Below are 17,930 nucleotides of genomic sequence, written 5' to 3'. Positions count from 1 at the left end.
AATGATGTCATTTTTAATTTGGAATCTAAAATCATAAATCATAAATCTAAAATAAAAAAGGATGGCATCAACGAACTTTGTCGATTACGTGAAAATTTTCTGTCGTAGCGGAGCCGGTGGACCGGGTTCCATGCATTTGCACCGGGATAAGCGTTCCGCTAAAGGCGGGCCTGACGGGGGAAATGGAGGACGCGGCGGTCACGTGATTTTGCGTGGGAATCGTAATTATTGGACATTGATTCACTTGAAATTCCAACGTCACGTGTTCGCGGGCGACGGGGAGAGTGGAAGCGGTAATTTGTGTACAGGGGCGGACGGGGAAGATGTAATCGTGGACGTGCCTCTCGGGACAGTGGCTCGGGATGCGGACACGGGTGAAACGGTTTGTGAGATTACCCGAGACGGTGAAACGGCTATTGCCGTTCGCGGAGGACGTGGTGGTCTTGGAAACTGGAATTTCCGCTCTGCCACGAATCAGACACCTCGTTATGCGCAACCCGGGGAACCGCGCGTGGAGCGTACCGTGATTATGGAGTTGAAAGTACTTGCCGACGTGGGATTGGTGGGATTCCCGAATGCCGGAAAATCAACCTTGTTGTCCGTGGTGTCGGCAGCGAAACCGGAGATTGCCAATTATCCTTTTACAACGTTGGTACCGAACTTGGGAATCGTGAATTACCGGGATAATCGTTCTTTTGTTATGGCGGATATCCCCGGTATCATTGAGGGGGCTCACCTTGGTAAAGGGTTGGGATTGCGATTCTTGCGTCATATCGAGCGAAATTCGGTATTATTATTTATGGTGCCGTGTGATAGTAAGGACATTCACGAGGAGTACCGGATATTGCTGAACGAGTTGAAGCAATTTAATCCGGAACTGTTGGATAAAAGAAGATTGCTGGCAATCACGAAGTCCGATTTCATAGACCGGGAACTCATGGCGGAAATAGAACAGGACTTGCCGGATATTCCTTACGTTTTTATTTCTTCCGTCACGGGAAGCGGCATCACGGAGTTGAAAGATATGTTGTGGAAGGTACTGAATGATTAGGTTTTTTAATATAATTTTCAAAGAAACGGGTTAACCGAATATGTTAATCGCCGTATATGCATAGGTATTAAAATGAATTGCTTATGAATTACGGTATTAGTGTTTTGTTTCGTTTAATTCCCTTATTGATGGCGTTGATTTGCTTCTTTTTCGGGGGGTATATTTTCGGTTACGGGAATGATGAAGCTCGTTGGGTGGCAGGGCCGGTCGTGTTTTCATTAGGAGTTCTTTGTTTAGCCCTTTATGCCACGGCTGCCACGATCATTCGTCAGTTGATCCACACGTATAATCCTGTGGTGAAGTATTTGTTGCCTGCCATGGGGTATTTGTTTGCCTTGGGTACTATGATTTGGGGGATCACTTTGTTGAACATGGCGGAACCGCAGAATATGTTCGTGCCGGGGCACGTGATTTGCGGGGTGGCATTAATCGCCGGTTGTATCTCTACGGCGGCGACTTCATCGACTAAATTTACATTGATTCCGGGAAATTCCCACGGGACGAGCGATAAAATTAACCCGGCAGGTTTTTCAGCGACGACGGAATCCACGCTGATTGGAATCACTATCGTGCTGGCTTTGGTGGCATGGGTATGGGCTATTGTTTTGTTGTCCGGGGCTTCCGAGGGCGACCATCTGGTTGCCGGGAGTGTCATGGCGGGCTTGGCTTGTATATGCACGAGTCTGATTGGTTTGGTTGCAAGTATTTCCCGTCAGATCAGGAATGATTACGGGGAAAAAGATAGAAAAAATTGGCCTAGACTGGTATTTTTCATGGGGACTATCTGTATTGTAGGGGGAATTGTAGAGTTGTTGGCTGCAGCGGCTCCCGTGAATACTACCGGTTTTATCTTGATTGGCCTCGGGCTGGTTTGTTTCAGTATTTCCAGTAAGGTTCTTTTATTGGCAAAGGTGTGGCGTCAAGAATGTAAATTGGCGAACCGGATACCTTTGATTCCGGTCATGACAGCTTTGTTTGCTCTTTTCTTGGGAGCCTTCCTTTTTGAAGAGGCGTCACTGGATAACGCTTTCTTTGTACCTTCGCGTGTACTGATTGGTTTAGGGGCGATATGCTTCTCCCTGTTCTCAATTGTCAGTATTCTGGAAAGCGGTACATCGAGCAAATAACTATACTTTCGGAGGTTTTGATTTGAGTTTATATTTCGTGTCGTGAGGACTCTCTGCAAAGGGTTCTCACGACTTTTTCGTGTGTACTTTATACATGTTTTGTTTTGAGTTATACAGGCGGTTATTGTTTTAGAAGCTAAAAATTGATTATTTTCGCCGTTGAAATAAATGAAAAAATAATGGCAAAGAAAGAAAAGGTACAGGAGATGTTCAACGGGATTGCCCCCAAGTATGATTTGTTGAACCACTTGTTATCTATGGGGATTGATAAACGTTGGCGGAGAAAAGCGATGAAAGTGGTAGGAGCCGGGCGGAAAGAGCTGGTGTTGGATATCGCTTGCGGTACGGGTGATTTTTCTATCGAGGCGTTGAAGCATGGCGTGAAGCGTGTGATTGGGGCGGATATATCCGAGAATATGTTGGTTGTTGCCCGTGAGAAAGCGAAAAACAAGGGACTGGCAGACCAACTCGATTTCCAGTACGGGGATAGTGAGAATCTTTCGTTCGGGAATAATACTTTTGATGCCGTGACAGTGGCTTTCGGCGTACGTAACTTCGAGCACTTGGAGCAGGGGTTGACGGAAATGTGCCGGGTGTTGCGTTCCGGGGGAAAGGTGGTTATTTTAGAATTTTCCACGCCCGAAAGATTTCCTATGAAACAGCTATACAATTTTTATTTCAGAAATATACTGCCTTTCGTGGGAGGGATTATTTCCGGTAACCGGAAGGCTTACGAGTATTTGCCGGCTTCGGTATTCGCTTTCCCTCAAGGAGAGAAGTTCTTGGAAATCATGCGTCGTTCCGGTTATGCTAATGTTTCTCAGCAACGGTTGACGTTCGGAATCGCCAGTTTATATATCGGGGAGAAATGAAAAAAGCCTCCGTTCGGAGGCTTTTTTCATTTCTTTACCACTCTACTTCATCCCGGTTGATCGGCATGGTCATGCATCTGGCACCTCCTCCTCCGCGGGGAAGTTCCGAACCTTCAATGGTAAGCATGTATTTGTTGTAGTTCTTTAAATCTACTTTATTGCTAATCACGTCACAAGCGCGGATAATCTCGAACCCGGCGTTGCTCATGGCTTCCACGGTATAATTGTTACGAGCGTAACCGATGACTTTACCCGGTGCCACGCAGAAGAAGTTTGCACCACTGTGCCATTGTTCTCTTTCCATGTTCCAAGTTTCGTCCTCGCCGCCACAATACACGGGCTCCAAGTCCATTCCCAGTTTTTTCAACGCGTGTAACAAGGTTTTCTCCCTGCGGATACTGATTAATTTGCCGTGTTGAATCTTGATATGCACGGTCTGGTAGTTGCCCGGGCTCATAATCAGGGGCTCGTAAACCATACATTTGTCTTTATCCAAGAAGGTAAATACCATATCCAAGTGGATGAATGATTCCGGAGAATGGGGTAATTCCTGTACCAGAATATGTTGTACTTTATCTTCGTTCCGGTTGATGAAGTTGTACATCAGTGCATCGATACCGCGAGTGGTGGTACGTGCCCCGTTACCGATTACTAAAATATCGTCACGAGCGATCAGAACGTCACCTCCCTCGATTGTTAATTTGCGGGTGGGGTCGTTTGTCGTGTTCAAATTAAGGGTGCGTGTTTTGAACCCGGGGGTGAAATCAAAAATAGACTGCATAATCACGGCTTCACGATCACGTACTGCATTTGCCATGCGGCCGATGAGTACCTCGTTGTACATGCTCATGGATGCATCGCGAGTGAAGAAGAAATTATGCAACGGACGCAGGTCATACCAATCTTTATTCAGGAATTTGGTCAACGTGTCCCGTTTCATTTCCACCCCTTCGATGAGTAAACGGGCTAAATCTTCTGCATCTTCATCCAATAATTTATCCTTGATCGAACCTTTGGGTGTTTCTTCCGCGATAAAAGGTTCTATTTTTTCGATGCGGTTGAGCACTTCCAACTTGATGGCATCGTCCTTTAAAATGTTCGTCAGCAAGTCTCTTACTTGATAAGTTTTCGTGATCTTACCCAAGACTTCACTGAGCTGTTTGTATTCTTTTCGTGCAATTGATAGATTTAAAATATCGCTGTAGAGCGCTCTCTCAGCGTTTTCAGGAGTCATGTTTTCTACCTCCTCGCCTGGTGTATGGAGGATAACTCCATTCAGTTTTCCGATTTCGGATTGAACATTTACCTCAACAATCTTAGACATAAATTGGTTTTTTTGATTACATGACAAAAATACGATATAATGAATGATAAACCTTATAAATCACCACTATAATTATGCAAAAGCTGAAAATAATTATGCACGGCGGGAGAAAAAAGGAGAAAGGGATACACTCGGTATCCCTTTCAATATCTCGAAGAGTTGTCCGGCCTCTCCGAGCTGGTTGCATTTTCAAATATTTTAAATGTATGAATACCTCTTTCTACTTGGCTTTTCGAAAGGAATCCGATACATGATATTTTCAAAACTAGGCTAAACACTCGTACGACGCAAAATTATAACATTTAATTTAGAAATACAAATAATATTCTACATAATCGCTTTGGGGAATTTCGTTTGCGAAATGGTGACTCTGCCGCCTGTATCGTGTCAGATTAATATTACTCTTTTCCCTGTAAAAAATCTTTTGTCAGCTATATTTTATATAAAAGAGCGAGGATGTGTCAAAACATCCTCTGCTACTCCCGGGAAAGACTCCCGTACGTTCTGGTTGCAATATAATTTGTTAGAATCGGAATCCGATTTTCAACATTGGGTTAGACAAAAAGTCGATACCGTGTCTGTCTGAAGATAGAAGTTTTAATCCGACTTGCGGGCGAATATTGTACACCGTGTAGTCGTATGCCAACGGGCGTATTTCGATTGAAATGAAAAATGCTTTCGAAACGAAATAATCGAAGCCGGTCACCCCGGCTACCCGGTAGCCGAATGCTTCCCCGACGGATTTACCCAAGTAAGATTCGTCGTCGGCTTTTGCCGTTTGGCGTCCGTAGGAAAACCCGAACTCACCCCCGTAGCGGAAAAATAACTTATTGTATTTGGTTTTCACGTAACGTTCAGCCCCGAGTACCACGGAATATTTCAAATTATCTTTCGAGGTTACGAATTTGTAATCCGGGACGTCCCCTTCTTCAAATTTTCCCTCGGTGCTACTGCCGGGAACGGCTTTGTACTCGGGGTTGTTTTTGAATGAGAATCCTCCCATCGCTTTCAATGCCCATTTCTCTGCAAACATCCATTTGAACTCGAAGTTCAAGGATAGCTGTTTGTCAAACCAGCTGGTTTGAGGTGCAGAGATATTGTAGCTGCTTAGATTCGGAGCCGGGGCTTCCATGCCGACAAAAGAACCCACGCCCAAGTTCAAGGAAACTGCCTTGTCTCCTTTCTTCGGGGTGACATCTTCTTGCTTCTCTTGTGCATTCGCCAGCAGAACCGAACCCGTCATGATGATGGCAATTGTCAATACTCTTTTTAACATATTAGAATAGTGTTTGTTTTCATCGGGCGATTAACGCCCGATGATGTGTTCGTCAGTATTTTTATTCGGCTTCTTCCAAAGAGTCGATAACTCCTTTCAAACGGTCAACTTCTGCTTGGTTATATACGATGATTTCTTGCAGGTTCTTGATTTCTTGTTCAAGTATTGCAATTTCATTCCTCAAGGTTTCATGACCTCTATTAACGATTTCGTCTTTCTCAGCCTCTTCTGCTGCTTCGAATTCTTTGATTAGGGCTTGATTTTCCTCAATGGTTTCAGTGTATGTGGCGATATTTTCGTTACACTCTTTGATTTTAGCTTCGATACTTTCCTTGTACTCTGTCAGAGAACCATCATTGATTAACTCCTCGTATTCAGTGATTAAGGCATCGTAAACAGCTTTTTCACTCTTGATGTTCTCTCTTTCTTTCTTGATAGCCGAGTATTCAGAATCTTCTATTGCTTTTTCTGCATCTTCAACAGCTTTTACGGATGCTTCCAAAGTTTCTTCGGCAGTGGCAAAAGCTTTCTCTGCTTTTTCTTTATCAGCTAAGAAATCGGTAAGAGTTTTGTTGGCAGCCTCTAGTCTCTCTTTGAAATTAGCTTCAGCTTCTTCTGCGTTATTAGCGTTACTTTCCGCTATTGCGATCTTGTTTTGCAATTCACCGCCCTCTTTCACGGCTTCCATCGTGTCGTTGTAAGTCTTTTCGGCTTTTTCCATTGCAACCACTGCTTCAGCTAAAGTTTTTGCATTTTTCTCGATTTCTTTATTTAACTCTTCGATGCTATCTTTTGCTTCTTTGAGTGCGGCTTCGTTGTCGTCGTGTGCTTTTTTAGCGGCATCGTAAGTTATTTTTGTTTCAGCTGCCAGTTCCTCTGCGATTTTTAACTCTCTTTGGTATCCGGCGATTTCATCGGCACTTAATGACTCGTCTTTTAAAAGCTCGGTTAGCCGTTTTACTTCGGCGAGATGGTTGTCATACACGCCTTTTTCTGTTTCCATTTTTTCTTTCAATGCAGCTTGTTTCCCCTCGCAAACAGCTTTTTCCTCCGTTGCTTCAGCTAATTCTTTTGTCAATCTTTCTGCTTCCTTTTGAATAGGTTCAACAGCTTTTTCAGCATTTTCTTTGGTGGCGAATAATTCCGGAATACTGGTCTTTGCTTTTTCTAAAGCAACCTTTGCTTCTGCTAATGTTTTTGCCGTTTCGGCGGTTGCTTTTTCTAACTCTGCTTGTTTTTTCTCGATATTGGTAGTAACCCCGTATTCAAATTCCGGGAACTCGTTGATGATATCTTGTTTAGCTGAATTTAGACCATTTTCAGCATCCTCGTACGCTTGGGTTGCCTTTTCTAGCTCTTCTCCAGCTTTGTTTTTTGCATTGTTAGCGTTGCTTTGATTTTTTTTAGCTGCATCTAGCGCTGCAAGCAATTTGCTTTGGTCGGCTTGTAAGTCGATTAATTTTAAGGTTAAATCGCTGTATTTTTTATCCAACGCTTCTTTTTGGGCGTTTAATTCTTCAACTTTTTTAGATGCTTCGTCTTTAGTCACATCTGTGTTGTTTTCCATCCATGTTTCCAGTGCTGCTTTAGCCTCCTCGATATTTTTTTGTGCTGTGGCAATTTCTGTTTGCAGCCCTTTCACGTAGCCATCATAACCGCTGTTAATCGTTTTCTCTTTCGTGGCAATTTCCTGTTGTTTTTGGGAAACTTTAAGTTCTGCACCGCGCAACTTATTTAATGCTGAAGTGTATTGATTGTACACTTCAATAAGTCCCGAGTTTAATTTGCCATCGATGATAGCTTGGTTTAATTTGTTTTGGAATTCTTGTAATTTGTAGGCGGCTTTTGCCTCGGCTACTTGGTATTCCAGTTCGTTCAACCGTTGTTGGTATTCGAATTCCAAACGAGCTTGCTCCACTTCTTGGTTGATTCTCTCGATTTCTGCACGGATTTGTTCAGCCTCGGCTTCGGTCTTCGCGGCTTCAGCTTGGGCTTTCAATTTCTCTATTTCGATACGTGCAGCCTCGTTTTTGGCGTCATTTTCCGCTTTTAATTTCTCTGTTTCGGCTAAAATCTTTTGGGCTTCGCCTTGTGCTTTTATCATTTCGGCTTGAGCTTGCAACCATGCAGTTTTTGCCGTACGCATTTGTTCAACTGTTGCAGATTCTTTGTCGTCCACGCAAGAGAACATTACCATAGTTATTAAAACAACTAGTAAACCAATTTTTCTCATAACACTTTTTTTATTAAACATTGAATAATTCTATAGGTTTATTTATACAATAACAAGTGAATTGTTATATTAACTTTACAAAAGTATGGTATAAAATTTACTTATGCAAGAATTGTGCAACATTTTTGTGATTATATAATACAGATGGCGGTTCTTTTGTCTGTATAATTCTCGTATTTTTATTCCATGAAATTAGATATAGGAGAGATAATAAGGCAAGAATTTGAGAAGAGTGGTTTGAGTATCAGTCAATTCGCTCGGATGATTAATAAGGAGAGGACAGTTGTGTACAATCTTTTCAAGCGTCAATCAATTGATACACATCTGTTGTATCAAATTTGCATGGTGTTGAATGTCGATCTGTTTCGCGTATTTTCGGAGTGTTTAGGAGAGGAGAATAAAGTTATTGGTGCAGACCGTGTGAATGAGTTACAAACGACTTCTTCCAAACGGAAAGTCATGTTGGAAGTGGAATTGGATGATATGGAATATGACCGAATCATGCAAAAAATGTTTGAAAAAAAGAAAGATTTAAGTCGTTGATTTTTCATGTAGAATTCCCGTGTTCACGGTATGATCAATAACTTTATTATTATTGGTCATGATAATACTGTATATTGGTATATGCTTATTTCAAAAATGCAAGATAAACTCTTGTCAAAAAATTTTTACAGTTTTTCTTCCTTGTTCGAGGTGAATTTCTGTCCAATTCAGTTATCGGGCTAGAATAGACTATAGTTATACCATGTATTTTGCTATTATTAAATTTTATTCAAATTCAATTTAAATTCTATTATTCAACCTTTGTAATAGGGGATGAATGGGAGTTGAATGGGAATTGAATGGGAGTTGATATTAATCAAGTACAAGTCACGTATATTAAATATATTTATTATTTAACTTATTTTGACTTAAACACGAGAGAAATTTGGTTCTCTCGTGTCCACTATTTTAGTTTGGCGTGTTTTTCAGATATCCAGTTTGACAACCGTGATTCCTGAGCCTCCCATTTGCACGTGTTCGTCCCCGCAATGACCGACGACGGGATTCGTTCTCAAGTAATCCCTGATAATCTGCCGAAGGGCACCGGTACCCGTCCCGTGCAGGATACGCAAGTCTTTCATGTTCAGCATGACAGCCGAGTCTATAAATTCGGCTACTTTCATGAGAGCCTCGTCCCCCCGCAACCCGCGGACGTCAATTTCCGGCTTGAAGTCCATGCGTTTCTGGCTGATGTTTTCCAGATAGGACGAGGTGCTTTGCCTCGGCTTGCTTTGTGTTATTTTCTTTGCCACGCTGTTGGATACTTTCGTTAGACGTTCCGTTTTCACGGTTGTCATCAGTCCGCCTAGGGCAATCACGGCGCTTTTATCATTGATTTCGATAATTTCGCCGATAGCTTTATTGTCGAGTTGCACGAGATCTCCTTTATTGAGCGCGAGTGTTTTTCGGGTTTCTTGTTCCGGCGTGGCGGTTTGCGGTTGTTTTCCCCGTTCTTGACGTTTCTTTTCCCGGTTCTTCAGTTTCTCGATTTTCTTTTGAAGACGTTCTTCTTCGCCTTGTTCTTCCGCGAGTAGGCGTTGTTTTTCTTCTTCAAAGGCAGCCTTTGCCAATTTCGTTTGCTCTTTTTCTGCTTGGCTTTCCTTGATTTCCCGGATGGTTCTCTCTATCGTACTGTTTGCACCGGATATGATTTCCTTTGCTTTTTCCTGCGCTTCCTTGATGATCTCTTTTCTTAATTTGGAAGCATCATCCAGTTCTTTCTTGTAACGCTCCAGCACTTCCTCGAGGCGTTTTTCGTTGTCGTGAATGCGTTTCCGTTTTTCTTCCCAGTACCGTTTGTCCCGTAGGATTTCTTTCAAGTGCTTGTCGAAGTTGACCCTGTCTTCCCCGATTTTGCCGGCGGCATCGTCGAGAATCTCCTTCGGGAGCCCTATTTTCTTGGCTATCTCGAACGCGAAAGAGGAACCCGGTTTGCCGATTTCCAATTGGAACAAGGGAAGCATCCGGTGGGAATCGTATAACATGGCACCGTTCACGATGCCCGGGGCAGAGGAGGCAAAGTGCTTCAAGTTAGTATAGTGGGTAGTGATAACTCCTTTCACTTGGTTCTGGTTCAAAGCGTTCAGTATTGCTTCTGCAATGGCTCCTCCCAGCATGGGTTCCGTGCCCGTTCCGAACTCGTCGATTAGGATTAATGTATCGTCTGACGCGTAACGCACGAAATTTTTCATGTTCACCAGATGGGAGCTATACGTACTCAAATCGTTTTCGAGTGATTGTTCGTCACCCATGTCAATAAGTATCTTGCGGAATATCCCGAATTTACTCGATTCTTCCACGGGTACGGGAATGCCGCATTGGAACATGTACTGCAAGAGTCCGGCGGTTTGCAAGCAAACGGATTTACCCCCGGCGTTAGGGCCGGAGATTAGGACGATACGTTGTTCCTCGTTGATCTCGATATCCAGAGGTACGACTTCCTTGCCGTTGGCTTTTAAACTAAGGTATAACAGGGGATGTTTTGCCTTGTACCATAACATCTCGGGACGATTCTCGAAAACGGGTACGATGGCGTTTACCCGAATGGCGAAAAGTGCTTTCGAGCGAACGAAGTCCACGAAAGCCATGAAATCGTATGCCGGGATCAAGTCGTCGATATAGGGACGTATGTCATCCGCGAACTGGCGGAGGATACGGGTGATTTCCCGTTTTTCTTCTAGCTGCAACTCCCGGATTTCGTTGTTGGTTTCGATGATTTCCGTGGGTTCGATATATGATGTTTTTCCGGTTGTCGATTCATCATGCACGATACCGTTTATTTTTCGTTTGTAGGCGGCGGGAACGGGAATAACCATTCTGCCGTCACGGATGGATATGTTCGTGTCTTTGTCTGCCCAGCCCTCTTCCTGTGCTTTCTGCAATAAGGCTTGCATGCGGCGGGATATTCCGGATTGTTTTTTTGTGATACTATGCCGGATATTCGCGAGGGCAGGGGAGGCGGAGTCTTTTATCGTGCCGAATTTGGAAACGATGGAATCCAGACGCTGCAATATATACGGGAATACACGTATGTCCCCGGCACGAGCGACCAGTGAAGGGTATTGTTCCTGTTTGTTGTTGAAAAAACGGGTAATGGCGTTCAATGATTCCAGCGAGTTTTTTAGTATTACCAGTTCGTTTATTTCCAGAAATAGCCCTTCGACTCTTACGCGAGCGAGAAAAGGACGGGCATCGTGATAATAAGATACCGGGAAATTCTCTTCTTCCTGACAGATGCGTATAAATTCCGCCGTTTCGGAGAGTGAGGTGCGAATCCAATCCGCGTCGGATGAAAACGTGATATTGTCTACCAGCTCACGTCCCATGTCACTCAGGCTGTTGTTGCTGATAAGTTGTCTTATTTTGTCGAATTTTATTTTTGTCTCGAAATTTTCAGGATAAACCATACTAATTGAAAATTGAAAATGCAAAATTGAAAATGATTAATAAACAAGGGAGAAGCTAAAGCTCTCGCCTTGACTGGTTCGGATTACAAGTCGATCGGCGGGAGAGAACGCGGTGTTCTCGTTTCCGGTGTAGCGGATGATGAGGTTGCCGATCATTCCTTTCTCCATGGTGAAGGGGGTGTAATCTACTTCTAGGTAGTCGGGTTTGACGATGGATGTAATGGATATATTTTTTTTGCCGGTATTGATCATATTCACGATTTGTTGTTTTGTTTTTAATTGGTTTATGGAGATGGTGTCCGTGTTGACGCGTAACTCTCCCGCTGTGAAGGGATATTCTTTATCTATGTCCGCGGGTTTGCCCACGACTTCTCCGTTTAATTTTAAGACAAGATTGGGCGGGTTACCATTGGTGTACACGATAATTTTCTTGGAGAAGGTACCGGGACGGTCTTTCGGGTTGAAGACCACGGAGATGGTTCCGCTGTCCTGTGGCAGGATCGGACGGCGGTTCCATTTTGGAACAGTACATCCACAAGTCGTTTCTACGTATTTTATTAGTAACGGTGCTTTGCCCTTGTTCACGAATTTGAAGTTATACGTGATTTTTCCTCCGGTTTCCTGTACCAGACCTGCGTCGATCGTGTTTTTCTCGAACGCGATCTTGGCTTTCTGTCCGAACGCGAGAGCCGGAATGAATAGCATGATGAAGTATATTAGTGTTTTCCCTTTTCTGCTCATGTCGTTGTAATTTTGAGTACAAAAATACAAAAAGGGATGGAAAAGATTGTTTGATGTCGGAATAAAGTGTATCTTTGCGGCGTTAAAATAATTTTTAAATTTAAAGAACTGAACATCATGTATTTGACATCAGAAAAGAAAGAAGAACTTTTTTCACAGTACGGGAAGTCTAATAAAGATACCGGCTCTGTTGAGTCACAAGTAGCTTTATTTTCCTACCGTATCGCTCATTTGACCGAGCATTTAAAGAAAAACCACAAAGATTTCGCTACTCAAAGATCTTTGATTAAATTGGTTGGAAAACGTAGAGCGTTGCTTGATTACATGAAGAAGAAAGATATCGAGAGATATCGTGCTATCGTGAAAGCATTGAATTTACGTAAGTAATTACATACCGGACGCTCCGGGTTACCCGGAGCGTCTTTTTATTAAAATCCTCCCCTCCTCCTCCTTTTATCTTAAAGAATTCCGTTAAAATGTTTTATATTTTAACAGTATTATTATTTCTATGAATGTAATTGAAAAAAGCATTACCCTGAAAGATGGTAGGGTAATTACGCTAGAGACCGGGAAGCTCGCCAAACAAGCCGATGGGGCTGTTATGTTGAAGATGGGCGATACGATGCTTCTGGCTACGGTTGTTTCTGCACAGGATGCAGGTCCGGACGTGGACTTTATGCCTTTGTCCGTGGATTATAAAGAAAAGTTCGCTTCTCTGGGACGTTTCCCGGGAGGATTTACTCGCAGGGAGGGAAGAAGTTCCGATTACGAGATTCTGGTATCCCGTTTGATAGACCGCGCGTTGCGTCCCTTGTTCCCGGATGATTACCATGCCGAGACTTTCGTGCAGGTAACATTGTATTCGGGCGATGCCGAGACGATGCCGGATTGTTTGGCAGGATTGGCAGCATCTGCCGCTATTGCCGTGAGTGATATTCCTTTCCACGGACCGATTTCCGAAGTTCGTGTAGCCCGTGTGGATGGCGAGTTGGTGATTAACCCGACCAGAAGCCAGTTGGCGACGGCTGATTTGGATATTATGGTTGCCGCTACTTACGAGAATATTATGATGGTGGAGGGTGAGATGAACGAGGTGTCCGAGAAAGAGATGCTGGAGGCTATTATCTTCGCTCATGAGGCAATAAAAGAGCATTGTCGGGTGCAAGAGGAATTGGCTGCGGCTGTCGGTAAAGAGAAACGGGTTTACTGTCACGAAGTGAATGACGAGGAACTTCGTAAAGATATTTGGGCTAAATGCTATGATAAGGCTTACGCTATGGCACGCCAGTGCAACGCGGATAAACATTTGCGCGAGAGATTGTTCACGCAAGTGAAAGATGAGTATTTGGAATCTCTTCCGGAAGAGGAAAGAGAGGAGAAGAAGATGCTTGTCGGTCGTTATTATCATGACGTGGAGAAAGAAGCTGTACGTAGAATGATTTTGGACGAGGGATTGCGTCTGGACGGTCGTACTACCGAGCAGATTCGTCCTATCTGGTGTGAGGCAGGTCCTCTACCCGGACCTCACGGGTCATCTATCTTTACTCGCGGTGAAACACAGGCATTGGCTACCGTTACTTTGGGAACCAAACTCGATGAAAAGATTATTGATGAGGCCACGGAACAAGGAAAAGAAAAATTCTTGTTGCACTATAATTTCCCGCCGTTCTCCACGGGTGAGGCAAAGGCTTCTCGTGGTGTGGGACGTCGTGAAATAGGTCATGGGAATTTGGCTCACCGCGCGTTGAAGCGTATGTTGCCGGATGGTTATCCTTACTCCGTGCGTATCGTTTCGGATATTTTGGAATCTAACGGTTCGTCTTCCATGGCTACCGTGTGTGCCGGAACATTGGCATTGATGGATGCCGGTATCCCAATCAAGAAACCGGTAACGGGTATCGCGATGGGATTGATTACCGATAATGAAAAATATGCCGTGTTGTCGGATATCTTGGGTGACGAGGATCACTTGGGGGATATGGACTTCAAGGTAACCGGAACCGTGGATGGAATCACCGCTACCCAGATGGATATCAAGGTTGACGGACTTCCTTACGAGATTCTGGAGAAAGCTTTGGAGCAAGCAAAACAGGGACGTTTGCATATCATGAATATTATTAAAGAAACCTTACCTGAGCCTCGTCCGGAGTTGAAACCGCACGCTCCGCGTATGGTGACTCTCACGGTGGATAAAGACCAGATCGGTGCTATCATTGGTCCCGGTGGAAAGATTATTCAAGATATTCAAGAGAAATCCGGTGCCGTTATCGTTATCGAGGAAGTGGGTAATCAAGGTATCGTGGATATTTCTGCCAGCAACGCCGAGGCTATCGAGATTGCGGTTGCCCGTATCAAAGCTATCGCTAGCAAGCCGGAGGTTGGGGAAGTTTATGAAGGTGTCGTGAAAACGATCACTGCATTCGGTGCTTTCGTTGAATTCATGCCCGGTAAAGACGGATTGCTGCACGTTTCTGAAATCGACCACAAACGTATTGAAAAAGTGGAAGATGCCTTGAAAGAAGGTGATAAGGTTCGCGTGAAATTGATCGATATAGATCCTAAAACCGGTAAGTTCAAACTTTCCCGGAAAGTGTTGCTTCCGAAACCCGAAGGGATGGAGCAACAAAACGATCGTCCCCGTGGTGATCGTCAGGATCGCGGAGATCGTCAAGACCGCGGCCCAAGACAGGATAGAGGTCCTCGCCATGATAGAGGTCCGAGACCGGAAAGAAGAGATAGAGAATAGATAGAAAGGGGCTTAACGCCCCTTTCGTTTTTAAAGTTTATAAGGTTTTTAAGGTTCATAAAGTAACGGGTATCCTTCGGGCAAAGTTTATCGGCAGTTCTGCTGCCGTAGGTAAAGCCTACGTTAGGGAGCTATACTTTATAAACTTTATGAACCTTATAAACTTTATGAACTATTTCATTATCTTTGTGCAAATGAAATATTGTATAATATGGAAAATAGATTAAATGTAGGTATCACGCATGGAGATGTAAACGGAATATCTTATGAATTGATCATAAAACTGTTGGCAGAGAACCGGATTTGTGAGTTGTGTGTTCCTATTCTATACGGGTCGCCCAAAGTGGCTGCCTACTACCGGAAGGTATTAAACGTGGAGAATTTTAATTTGAACACGATTCGGGAACCTAGAGAGGCGAACGGGAAAAGATCTAATATTATCAATTGTGTGGATGACAACGTGAAAGTGGATTTAGGTAAGGAGACTCCTGATTCGGATCAAGCCTCGATGATTGCTTTAAAATACGCTTTGGATCAGTTGGAGCGTAACGAGATTGACGTGTTGACGTTGGCTCCTCAAGGACCGGAAAGTTTTCTAAAGGAAGAGGCAAATTCTTTGGCAGAATATTTGTCAAAACGTTATAATACTTCCGAGGCTATGTCACTTTTCGTGAGCGAGAAGATGAAAATGGGATTCGTGACGGAATATTCAAAATTACGTGATGTACCTCACCAGATTACACGGAAGAATATCTTGAAAAAATTGATGTTGTTGGATGATACATTGAGAATTGATTTCACGATATCAAAACCTAAAATTGCCGTGTTGGGTTTGAATCCTCAAGTGAACTGCGGACAGAATGGTGATGAAGAGATAGATGTTATCGTGCCGGCTATCGAGCAGGCTCGGCAAGAGGGAATCATGGCAATAGGCCCATTCTCCGCCGATAGGTTCTTCTCCGAGAAGATGTACGAGAAGTTTGATGCCGTTCTCGCGATGTATTACGATCAAGGAGTGGCAGCGTTTAAGGCAATAGATGAAGAAAGTGCCGCTTGTTATGTAGCCGGACTTCCCGTGATTTGTTCTACCTCCTTGATTGATCCCGGTTATGATATCGTAGGACAGAATATAGGTGATGAGCAAGGAATGCGTAACGCTCTTTATCTGGCAATGGATGTGTTTGTACACCGGGAACAGAATATTGAGTTACAGAAAAATCCTCTTCCGCATTATGATATTGCGTCGAATAGTAACGAGAGCGATTTGAATGTTGAACAGATTGAAGGAGTTAGGGTTGAGCTTGATGATTAGAGCATGAAAAAAGCCGCAATTGCGGCTTTTTTCATGCTTCTGCGACCAGTTCCGCTATATCTCGAACCGGAATCTCGGTTGAAGTTTTGCTTAATGTTTTCTTGCATAGCGGGCATGCCGTTACGATTACATCCGGATGATAAGCGGCGTAAGCTTTTACCGTGTCCCCGCTGATTTTTGTTTTTTGTTTGGAATCGATAGCCGTGTTTGCTAGGCTGCCACCACAACAAAGTGATTTTTTGCCGTCGTACACGGTTGTTATCTTGTAACTTACTTGATTCAACACGTTCTCCGGGGCACTCACGATCCGACTTCCTCGTCCCAATTCGCAAGGATTGTGGAACACGGTTTTCAGATCCATGTTGTTGACCTTTAGTTGCCCGTTCCGAAGTAGCATTTCGATGTATTCCGTGTGATGCATCACTTTTGCCTTCAAGGTATAATCCTCTTTGAAGGTTTTGTAGCATATCGGGCAGGAGGTGACAAGTATATCGGCGTTTGACGCCTCGATCATTTCCTGATTTTTGTCCATAACAACTTGAGCTGCTTGCCAATTTCCCGAAAGAGCTAACGGGCGTCCGCAACAGACTCCGGCTTTTTCGTCAATAAACGAGTAATCGACGTTAGCTTTCGCAAATATCTGCTGCATGGATTTGATAATTCCGGGAGTGAGGTGACTCATACAACCGGCAAAGTAAGCTATTTTCGCCGTTTTTACTTGCGGTTGTGGCACGTAAGTGTACGTGTCTTTCGTCACACGAATGGTATCCGGGCGTTGACTTTGCCGGATGGCGTTCAAATTGATTCCCACGGGGCATGATTCTTCGCAACGACCGCACATCAAGCAATCTTCGGCTTGTTGAGAGAGTGGTTCGTGATTACGAATACGGCGTAAGAAATAGACCGGTTGCGTGTCATTAATACCACATGAGCTGTTCAATTGACACGTGTTGATACAGATTCCGCAACGGGAGCAGGAGTTGACTTGTATTTCACTGAACCCGTTGTATTCTCTACCTTGTTTTACTCCCCAGTTCTTCAAGAAAATATATACCATTTCCGTGGGAATGTGCATATAGCGCGAAAAGGGTAATAACAAGAAAAATAACCCGAGAAGGGATGAATAAACCCACCATGCCGGATAGGATAGGTGTTCCAACGGGAGGAAGCCGCTAAAGAAGTTTCCCGCGTTATACGTGAGAAAACTTCCCCCGCCATTCAAACCGCTCGTGAAACTTTCGGCAAGAAATCGTACCGGGAAAATCAACCAGAGTACGGTCAGTATCAATAAGTCGTACGCTCTCTGTTTGGTTGTTTTCTTCATCCCGAAAAGGCGGGAGTAGAACCGCTTGGTAACAGCTAATCCTATGCCGATTAACAGGAATAACAGGATTAAATCCATCAAGAATGCAAAAGTTTCGCTGTAAGGGAAGGTTTCATTAGCCGGATGAAAATACCGGAAAAAGATGGCAAAATAGGGGGGATTAAATGCACTGGTATGGTATACCATGGACTCGATTTTCCCGACAACTATCAGCAGAAACCAACCGAAAGCGAAGGTCATGTGCATGTAACCCAACATCGGGTTGGTTTTGAATATATTGTGATGTAATAAACTCTCCCGGAATATTTCCCACCCGGAACGAATCGTTTGCAAGGAGAACAACCCTTTACGGATTTTCTTGCGTTCCTCCTTGGGGAAACTCTTAATCCACTTGTAGTATTTGATACACAAGTAGACCAGTAGCGTTATAAGCCCAATCGTGAAAGGTAGGACAAAATGGTCGTAGTACATAGCT

13 protein-coding genes are annotated in these 17,930 nt (G+C 43.8%); 7 read left to right on the top strand and 6 right to left on the bottom strand.

Annotated elements, in window-relative coordinates:
• The first annotated feature begins 61 nt into the window (after nucleotides 1–61).
• The 3 genes from obgE (at nucleotide 62) to ubiE (ending at nucleotide 3,050) form a co-directional block, all read left to right on the top strand.
• Nucleotides 62–1,051 (top strand): GTPase ObgE, encoded by a 990-nt coding sequence (gene obgE / locus CS948_RS19175; protein ID WP_099293756.1) that lies wholly within the window; start codon nucleotides 62–64, stop codon nucleotides 1,049–1,051.
• Between the two features lie 83 nt (nucleotides 1,052–1,134).
• A complete protein-coding gene (locus CS948_RS19170) occupies nucleotides 1,135–2,178 on the top strand; it encodes a DUF2776 family protein (protein WP_099293754.1) in 1,044 nt (347 codons plus the stop codon).
• A 179-nt stretch (nucleotides 2,179–2,357) separates the two neighbouring features.
• Nucleotides 2,358–3,050: a bifunctional demethylmenaquinone methyltransferase/2-methoxy-6-polyprenyl-1,4-benzoquinol methylase UbiE gene (gene ubiE, locus CS948_RS19165; protein WP_099293752.1), complete on the top strand. Its 693-nt coding sequence runs from the start codon at nucleotides 2,358–2,360 to the stop codon at nucleotides 3,048–3,050.
• A gap of 34 nt (nucleotides 3,051–3,084) precedes the next feature.
• On the opposite strand, the gene CS948_RS19160 is transcribed toward ubiE, so the two are convergent.
• The 3 genes from CS948_RS19160 to CS948_RS19150 form a co-directional block, all read right to left on the bottom strand.
• Nucleotides 3,085–4,374 carry an arginine deiminase family protein gene (locus CS948_RS19160; RefSeq protein ID WP_099293750.1) on the bottom strand — a complete coding sequence of 430 codons (1,290 nt, stop codon included), beginning with the start codon at nucleotides 4,372–4,374 and terminating at the stop codon, nucleotides 3,085–3,087.
• A gap of 523 nt (nucleotides 4,375–4,897) precedes the next feature.
• Entirely contained in the window at nucleotides 4,898–5,650 is a 753-nt protein-coding gene (locus tag CS948_RS19155; protein WP_099293748.1) for a BT1926 family outer membrane beta-barrel protein, read from the bottom strand.
• A 61-nt stretch (nucleotides 5,651–5,711) separates the two neighbouring features.
• Entirely contained in the window at nucleotides 5,712–7,883 is a 2,172-nt protein-coding gene (locus tag CS948_RS19150) for a hypothetical protein (RefSeq protein ID WP_141560999.1), read from the bottom strand.
• A 186-nt stretch (nucleotides 7,884–8,069) separates the two neighbouring features.
• Between CS948_RS19150 and CS948_RS21760 the strand changes: the two genes are divergently transcribed.
• Entirely contained in the window at nucleotides 8,070–8,426 is a 357-nt protein-coding gene (locus tag CS948_RS21760; protein ID WP_176555135.1) for a helix-turn-helix transcriptional regulator, read from the top strand.
• A 425-nt stretch (nucleotides 8,427–8,851) separates the two neighbouring features.
• On the opposite strand, the gene CS948_RS19140 is transcribed toward CS948_RS21760, so the two are convergent.
• Nucleotides 8,852–11,332 (bottom strand): endonuclease MutS2, encoded by a 2,481-nt coding sequence (locus tag CS948_RS19140; protein ID WP_099293744.1) that lies wholly within the window; start codon nucleotides 11,330–11,332, stop codon nucleotides 8,852–8,854.
• A 36-nt stretch (nucleotides 11,333–11,368) separates the two neighbouring features.
• The gene (locus CS948_RS19135) at nucleotides 11,369–12,073 is read right to left on the bottom strand and encodes a DUF1573 domain-containing protein (protein WP_099293742.1); all 705 of its coding nucleotides are present in this window, start codon (nucleotides 12,071–12,073) and stop codon (nucleotides 11,369–11,371) included.
• Between the two features lie 117 nt (nucleotides 12,074–12,190).
• Here CS948_RS19135 and rpsO point away from each other — a divergent pair, with 117 nt between their 5' ends.
• The 3 genes from rpsO (at nucleotide 12,191) to CS948_RS19120 (ending at nucleotide 16,131) form a co-directional block, all read left to right on the top strand.
• Complete coding sequence (rpsO, locus tag CS948_RS19130) at nucleotides 12,191–12,460, top strand: 30S ribosomal protein S15 (protein WP_099293740.1); 270 nt, start codon at nucleotides 12,191–12,193, stop codon at nucleotides 12,458–12,460.
• Nucleotides 12,461–12,581: 121 nt separating this feature from the next.
• Nucleotides 12,582–14,819 carry a polyribonucleotide nucleotidyltransferase gene (pnp, locus tag CS948_RS19125; protein ID WP_099293738.1) on the top strand — a complete coding sequence of 746 codons (2,238 nt, stop codon included), beginning with the start codon at nucleotides 12,582–12,584 and terminating at the stop codon, nucleotides 14,817–14,819.
• Between the two features lie 211 nt (nucleotides 14,820–15,030).
• A complete protein-coding gene (locus CS948_RS19120) occupies nucleotides 15,031–16,131 on the top strand; it encodes a PdxA family protein (protein WP_099293736.1) in 1,101 nt (366 codons plus the stop codon).
• A 31-nt stretch (nucleotides 16,132–16,162) separates the two neighbouring features.
• Here CS948_RS19120 and CS948_RS19115 read toward each other — a convergent pair whose 3' ends face one another.
• Nucleotides 16,163–17,926, bottom strand: a complete 1,764-nt coding sequence (locus CS948_RS19115) for a (Fe-S)-binding protein (RefSeq protein WP_099293734.1) — start codon at nucleotides 17,924–17,926, stop codon at nucleotides 16,163–16,165.
• Nucleotides 17,927–17,930: the final 4 nt, after the last annotated feature.

The sequence above is a fragment of the Butyricimonas sp. Marseille-P3923 genome (assembly GCF_900184685.1).
Taxonomy (GTDB): domain Bacteria; phylum Bacteroidota; class Bacteroidia; order Bacteroidales; family Marinifilaceae; genus Butyricimonas; species Butyricimonas muris.
The sequence above is the reverse complement of the archived record's forward strand: the minus strand, read 5'-3'. Positions and strand labels throughout refer to the sequence as shown.